This window comes from Microtetraspora sp. AC03309 (assembly GCF_020826795.1).
In the GTDB taxonomy this organism is placed as follows: Bacteria; Actinomycetota; Actinomycetes; order Streptosporangiales; family Streptosporangiaceae; genus Microtetraspora; species Microtetraspora glauca.
This window is the reverse complement of the sequence record NZ_JADDIL010000095.1, coordinates 24,076-30,075: the sequence shown is the minus strand read 5'-3', so window position 1 is coordinate 30,075 and position 6,000 is coordinate 24,076. Positions and strand designations below refer to the sequence as shown.

Below are 6,000 nucleotides of genomic sequence, written 5' to 3'. Positions count from 1 at the left end.
GGCGGAGAGGGGGGAGCGGCAACGGCGGTGGCGCCGGCGGCCGTTGGGGCCTTGCCTGTTCCGTTGTAGTCAGCGAAGAAATGCCACCATGCCTTGTCCACTGACTCGGGATCCTGCAGGTACTTCTGGTACAACTCGTCGACAAGCCATTCATTCTGTCCAAAGCTTGCCAGCGGGTTTGTCCGCGACGACTCAGACGACACGGCGGAAATCGCCCTCTTCCGCAGATCGGCGTTGATGATAGAGAACTTGTCCAAGGCTACTCGCCTGGGACAGGGGGTGCGCCCGTCCGGCCGCAGGTCCCGGCCTATCCTCCCAGGACTGACCAAACAGGTCACGCCCGGGTAGCCCATCTGGGGGGTGAGCCCGTGCTTACCAGATGGTCATATCGGCCTCACCGGATCAGGCGGGACTCGATCCGGGCACCGGGAGTGATCGTGCCCAGCAGCGCGAAGAGCTCGTCTCCGGCGGCCGACAGCTCGTCGAACGAGAGCGGCTCCAGGCGTTCGAGGAGGAACAGGGCGTCCACGGTCTCCTCGGTGATCCGCGTCCGGACACACTGGCGCCAGTTCCACCTGCGGCACGTGACGCCGGCGTCGTCCCGCCAGACGACCTCGCCGATGCCGGGGTCGCCGAGCACCTCGTCGGACGGTTCGTCACCCGCGGCCCGGACCAGGCGTGCCGCGCCCTCGTAATGTCCGAGGTCCTCGCCGCCGATCGGCAGGCCGTGCCGTACGGACACGGAGTTGTAGGCGTCGACCACGAGGTTGATCTCGGGAAGCGGCATGCGCCGGATCAGGGCGTCCACCGAAGGGCGGGTGCGCTGCGGCTTGGCGCCGAACGCGCGGTAGGCCGCCCGCCACGCCTCGATCTTGTCGTGGTCGAGCGGCGGCGCCGCCTCCGCGGCCTCGGCCAGCCAGCCGCGCGACCTCTCGTCGCTCGGGCCGTTTCCGAGGCCGTACGCGCAGACGGCCAGGACGGCGAAGTCCGGGCGCAGCTCACGGACCGCCTCGTCCACCCTGATTGCCTCGATCACGCGGTACAGCCTAGGCCGTCGTCGCCGCTGCGCGTCGCGTCCGGATCAGGGTGTTCCTCCGGCCAGGCGCGCATGGCCAGGGCCGCGACGCTCACCAGATCGGTACGGCCGCAGCCGTCGCAGGCCTGGGTGGACATGCCCTGGATGATGGCGGCGTAGTAGGCGGCGAGCCCGCCGCTGTCGGTGCCCCGAGGTAGGCGGCCGGACCGGATGTCATGGTCGATCCGGTCCCTGATCGCCTGCTTGGCGCGTTCCCTGTGGCCACGGAGCTCAGCGATGACCTGGGGGTCCGTCGTGTTCACCCCCGCCGAGACGATCAGGCAGCCGGGGGGATGCGTGGCGTCCGAGTAGATCTCGGCCGCCTCACGGAGCAGTCGCGCGACGGCCTCCCTCGCCGTGGGCTCCTCGGCGAGCGCGCGGGTGCTGAACGCGCCGTGTGTCTCCTGGTAGCGCCGGACGGCCTCGGTGAACAGCTTTCGTTTGTCGCCGAAGGCGGCGTACAAGCTGGGCGGGTTGATCCCCATCGCGGCGGTCAGCGTGGCGATCGACGTGGCCTCGTAGCCGTGCCGCCAGAACTCGTCGAGCGCGCGTTCCAGGGCGGTGTCCCGATCGAAGGCCCGCGTTCTCCCCATGTGTCAATTGTATAGCGAGCACTACAGATATGCTACCGTCATTCTGTAGTGCTCGCTAAAGAAAGGGGCGGATCATGGCTTCGCTCGCTGGGAAGACGGCGCTGGTGACCGGCGCGGGCAGGGGAATCGGCCGGGCGGTGGCCGAGCGACTCGCCGCCGACGGCGCGTTGGTCGCGGTCAATTACGCACGTGACGAGGTCGCGGCGAAGGAGACGGTGGCGGCCATCACGCGAAGAGGAGGCCGGGCCTTCCCGGTGCGGGCCGAGCTCGGTGTGCCCGGCGACGTGGACACGCTCTTCGCCGGGCTCGACCACGAGCTGGGCGCGGACGCTCCCGTCGACGTCCTCGTGCACAACGCGGGGATCAGTGTCCACGCCGCCATCGAGGACGTGAGTCCCGAAATCTACGATCGCGGGTTCGCGGTCAACACCCGCGCCGCCTTCTTCGTCACCCAGCGGGCGCTCTCCCGGATACCGGACGGCGGGCGGATCATCACCATCACCTCCGGAGTGACCAGGATCGCGTTCCCCGAGGCGATCGCCTATGCGATGACCAAGGGCGCCCTGGACTCCTTCACGCTCGCGCTGGCCAAGCACCTGGGGGCACGCGGTATCACCGTGAACAACGTGGCCCCCGGGATCATCGACACCGACGTCAACGCCGGCTGGCTCCGGGGGAACGCCGAAGCATGGAAGGCGTCGGCGGCCCGGGCGGCGCTCGGCCGTGTGGGCGAGCCGTCCGACGTCGCGGACGTGGTCGCCTTCCTCGCCTCGGACGACGCGCGCTGGGTGACGGGCACCACCCTCGACGCTACCGGAGGCAGCGATCTCTGAACGGGCGGTGAGCGGGACCGCTCCGAGGGATCGTGCGAGCGGGTACCGACCGACCGGGAACGGGCTCGATCGGGTGACTACCATGCGGATTCGTCTGTGCGCGAAACGTGAAGCCGTTTAGTCTTTACATATGCTGGTTAAAGTAAAGGTTATGGAGCACGAGAAGCGGACACGTGCCAGGCGTGCGGGGCCGGCGCGCATCTCCAGCAAGAACCAGGTGACCCTGCCGGCCGCCGTGCTGCGCAGCCTCGGGCTTCATGCGGGCGATCCGGTCGACATAGAAGAGGAGGACGGCCGCATCGTCATCCGGCGGCACCGCAGCCGTTTCGACGGTGTCGTGGGAACGGTCCCCGGCTTCACCGAAGCCGTGGACGTCGAGGCGAGCCGCGAGAGCTGGAGCTGACCGCGTGCCGACCGTGGTGCTCGACACGAATGTCATCGCCGGTCTGCTCAATCCCGATGACGCGCTCCACCTCGACGCCCTCGCCGCCGTACGCCGCTGGGAGGGCCGCGGCGCCGTATTCGCCGTATCCGTGATCACGTGGAGTGAGTTGCGGGTCGGGGCCGTCCGCAGAGGAGCCGACGCGGAGAAGGCCCTCGACGGGTTCCGGGCGGCCGCCATCGACCGGGTCGTCGCGGTGGACGAGGCGACGGCCGAGGGCGCGGCGCGGCTCAGAGCCGGGGACCTGACCATCCGGATGCCGGACGCTCTCATCATCGCGGCCGCGCGCGAGGTGGGTGCCGACGCGCTGCTGACCGCCGACAGGAAGTTTCCGGGAATCGCGCCCGACCTAGTCGAGCTGATCCACCCGCGCTGATCCACCCGCGCTGATCTACCGGTCCGGAGAGGCGCGGGTGTGGATCCGGCCGCCACTCCTTGTGGGGGTGGCGGCCGGATCGGCGGGGGAGGCTCAGGCGCAGGCGGCGCCGTTCAGGGTGAACAGGTCAGGGGTGGGGTTGGCCCCGGGGGCGCTCGTGCCGTTGAAGCCGAACGTCACCGACTGGCCGGGCCGGATCTTCTTGTTGTAGGACTCGCCGGCCGCCGTGACGGTCGCGCCCTGCTGGGTGTAGTCGGCGCTCCAGCCGTGGGCGACCTTCTGGGCGCCGAGGAAGGACCACGTCAGCGACCAGCCGTCGATCGCCTTCGCGCCGGTGTTCCTGATCGTGACCTGGGTGGTGAAGCCCTGCGGCCAGCTGCCGTGAACGGTGTAGGCCACCTCGCAGGTCGGCGGGGCCGGTGCCGCGCCGTCGCCCTGGTCGGCGACGAACGCCGAGATCCACGACAGCGGCGAGTTCCAGTTGATCGTCAGCTCGTTGGTCGACCACGACTCGATGTCGTCGATGTAGCAGAACTGCGGCTTGCACCCCTGCAGCTTCGCCTGGGCGACCGGGTCCTGGACGCTGGAGTTGGGGCCGCCGGAGAGCGTCCCGACCGGCGGGTTCGGCAGATCGGCGTTGAGCGCGTGCGCGTACCACCGGGTGTGCTGGTTCTTCGACGCCACCTCGCCGTAGCCGGTCACGTAGGACTGGTTCAACGCGTTGCGGCCGAGGATGTAGTCGATGCCCTGGAGCACGCCGTCCCGGTACTTGAGCGTGCCGGTGATGTCGAACGCCGCCGCCATGACGACCATGTTGTTCAGGACCAGGTTGTTGGATCCCCAGTCGTAGGTCGGCGGGTTGTACGGCACGCCGTACGGGTGCTGCCGGAGCGTGGCGAGGTACGTGTCGGCGCCCGCGACGACCGAGGCGCGTACGGCGGCGCGGCCGGGCAGGTCGTTGGGCACGGTCGCGAGATCGAGCCGGCCGAGCTGCGCGACGTGTCCCCAGTCGAAGCCCCGCTCGCTCCAGATGTCGGCGGTGTGGTGGGGTGAGGCGAGGACGAAGTCCTTGAACCCCTTCTCGCCGGTGGTGATGTAGAGCTCCGCCGCGGCCCAGTAGAACTCGTCGCTGACGTCGGCGTCGTCGTAGGTGCCGCCGCCGTTGCCGTCCGAGGTGGACGCGAGGATGTCCGGGTGCGCCTTGGCCGCGGCCCACGCCTTCCGTGCCGCCGCCAGGTTCTTCGCCGCGAACGCGGCGTCGTACGGCGCGAAGACCCGGGCGGCCTGCGCGGCGGTGGCGGCGAGGTTGAGCGTCGCGGCGGTGGTCACCGGGTGCAGCTCGCGCTTCTGCGGGTCGAGGTGCGGCAGCAGCGGCAGGCCGGTCCAGTTCTCGTCGTGGATCTTGTGGTGCGTCATGCCGTCCCGGCGCTGCATCTTCAGCAGGAATTCCTGCTCCCAGCGCGCCTCGTCGAGGATGTCGGGTACGGCGTCGCCGCTCTCCGGGATGTTCAGGCCGCCGACGGGCGTCGCGGACGGGGCGTTCTTGGTGCGCTCGAACTCGCTCATGAGCTGGGCGACCGAGATGCCGCCGTTGACCACGTACTTGCCGTGGTCGCCCGCGTCGTACCAGCCGCCGGAGACGTCCAGGGTGTAGTCGCAGACGCCCGGCTGGCACGGGACGGCGGTGTCGCCCCGGTTGGGAGCGACGCCGGCGTGCCCGGCGGGCCTGCCGTACCCGGGGCGCAGCGCGTCGTCGATCGCGACGCCGCTGCGCTGCGTGTAGTAGAACTTCAGCGCGTCGAGTTTGAGGTCCTGGTAGGCGCCGCCCCCGATGTCGAAGGGACGGCTGGTCTCGCCGTCCGCGGTGAGCGTGTAGCCCTCGCCCGCCTTCCTGTACGCGCTGAAGTCGATGGAGTGGACGTTCTGGCCGGAGCTGGCGTCCACGCCGCGCGGGGTGGTGACACCGTCGGAGACCGTGACGCCGTCGGCGTCCTTGAGCTGCCAGGGGAGCGCCCCGACGGCCTCGGTGACGAGGGTGGCGTTCTTGGGGCCCTTGGGCAGGTAGGCGACCTGGTTCACCCGTACGCGTGGGCCGGTGTCGGGCGTGTAGACGTCGGGCTCCGCGCCGCCCTTGAGCGACACGTCGTCCAGGCAGAACCGCCACGGCTCGGCGCTGCCGCCGATCTGGAAGGCCACCTGGCCGTTCGGCAGGTCGACCGGCGAGGTGAAGGTGTAGGCGTAGGTGTTGCCAGAGACGCTGAGCTCGGGGTTGGCGGAGAGGTACTGCGTGTACGGGTCCATGGGGAGCTGGATCAGTGCCTTCGCGACCTTCCCGGGGGTCGCGGTCGCGAAGAAGCTGAACGCGTAGGTCTCGTCCTTGACCAGTGGGATGTCGTTGAGGCCGATGATCGCGTCCCACGGGTTGGCGGTGCCGCCGGGCACGTCGGCGCAGAGCCGCCCGCCGTCGAGGTCGAACGCGAGGTTGCCGGTGTGCCACCACGGTTCGGTGGTGGTGTCGAACGTGCCGTTGGCGATCTGCTCGGGTCCGTCCGCCATGGCCGGGGCGCCGGTCAGGCACGTCGCGGCCAGCGCCGCCGCGGCGAGGATGCTGAGTCGTCTGATCACGGAGATCCTTGGGGGGTGTGGGAGCGCTCCCAAACAGGTGAGCGCCTCGATGGTTC

Annotated in this window: 7 protein-coding genes; 3 read left to right on the top strand and 4 right to left on the bottom strand. The window is 69.7% G+C overall.

The annotated features are described in order from the left end of the window. From IMZ11_RS37405 to IMZ11_RS37395, 3 genes are all read right to left on the bottom strand, one after another. Positions 1-203 (bottom strand): hypothetical protein (locus tag IMZ11_RS37405; RefSeq protein WP_228647400.1); only part of this gene is annotated, 203 nt, incomplete at its 3' end. 191 nt (positions 204-394) lie between these two features. Continuing rightward, complete coding sequence (locus tag IMZ11_RS37400) at positions 395-1,036, bottom strand: B3/4 domain-containing protein (protein ID WP_228647394.1); 642 nt, start codon at positions 1,034-1,036, stop codon at positions 395-397. Then, the gene (locus IMZ11_RS37395) at positions 1,033-1,668 is read right to left on the bottom strand and encodes a TetR/AcrR family transcriptional regulator (protein ID WP_228647391.1); all 636 of its coding nucleotides are present in this window, start codon (positions 1,666-1,668) and stop codon (positions 1,033-1,035) included. The genes IMZ11_RS37400 and IMZ11_RS37395 overlap by 4 nt, the downstream gene beginning before the upstream one ends. A 74-nt stretch (positions 1,669-1,742) precedes the next feature. On the opposite strand from IMZ11_RS37395, the gene IMZ11_RS37390 reads away from it, so the two are divergent. The 3 genes from IMZ11_RS37390 (at position 1,743) to IMZ11_RS37380 (ending at position 3,319) form a co-directional block, all read left to right on the top strand. Further along, positions 1,743-2,501: an SDR family oxidoreductase gene (locus tag IMZ11_RS37390; protein ID WP_228647389.1), complete on the top strand. Its 759-nt coding sequence runs from the start codon at positions 1,743-1,745 to the stop codon at positions 2,499-2,501. Positions 2,502-2,652: 151 nt separating this feature from the next. Beyond that, positions 2,653-2,904 (top strand): AbrB/MazE/SpoVT family DNA-binding domain-containing protein, encoded by a 252-nt coding sequence (locus IMZ11_RS37385; protein WP_228647387.1) that lies wholly within the window; start codon positions 2,653-2,655, stop codon positions 2,902-2,904. 4 nt (positions 2,905-2,908) lie between these two features. Continuing rightward, complete coding sequence (locus tag IMZ11_RS37380; RefSeq protein WP_228647385.1) at positions 2,909-3,319, top strand: PIN domain-containing protein; 411 nt, start codon at positions 2,909-2,911, stop codon at positions 3,317-3,319. Positions 3,320-3,412: 93 nt separating this feature from the next. Here the strand turns inward: IMZ11_RS37380 and IMZ11_RS37375 are convergent, their stop codons facing one another. After that, complete coding sequence (locus IMZ11_RS37375) at positions 3,413-5,944, bottom strand: glycoside hydrolase family 9 protein (protein ID WP_308066892.1); 2,532 nt, start codon at positions 5,942-5,944, stop codon at positions 3,413-3,415. Positions 5,945-6,000 lie beyond the last annotated feature (56 nt).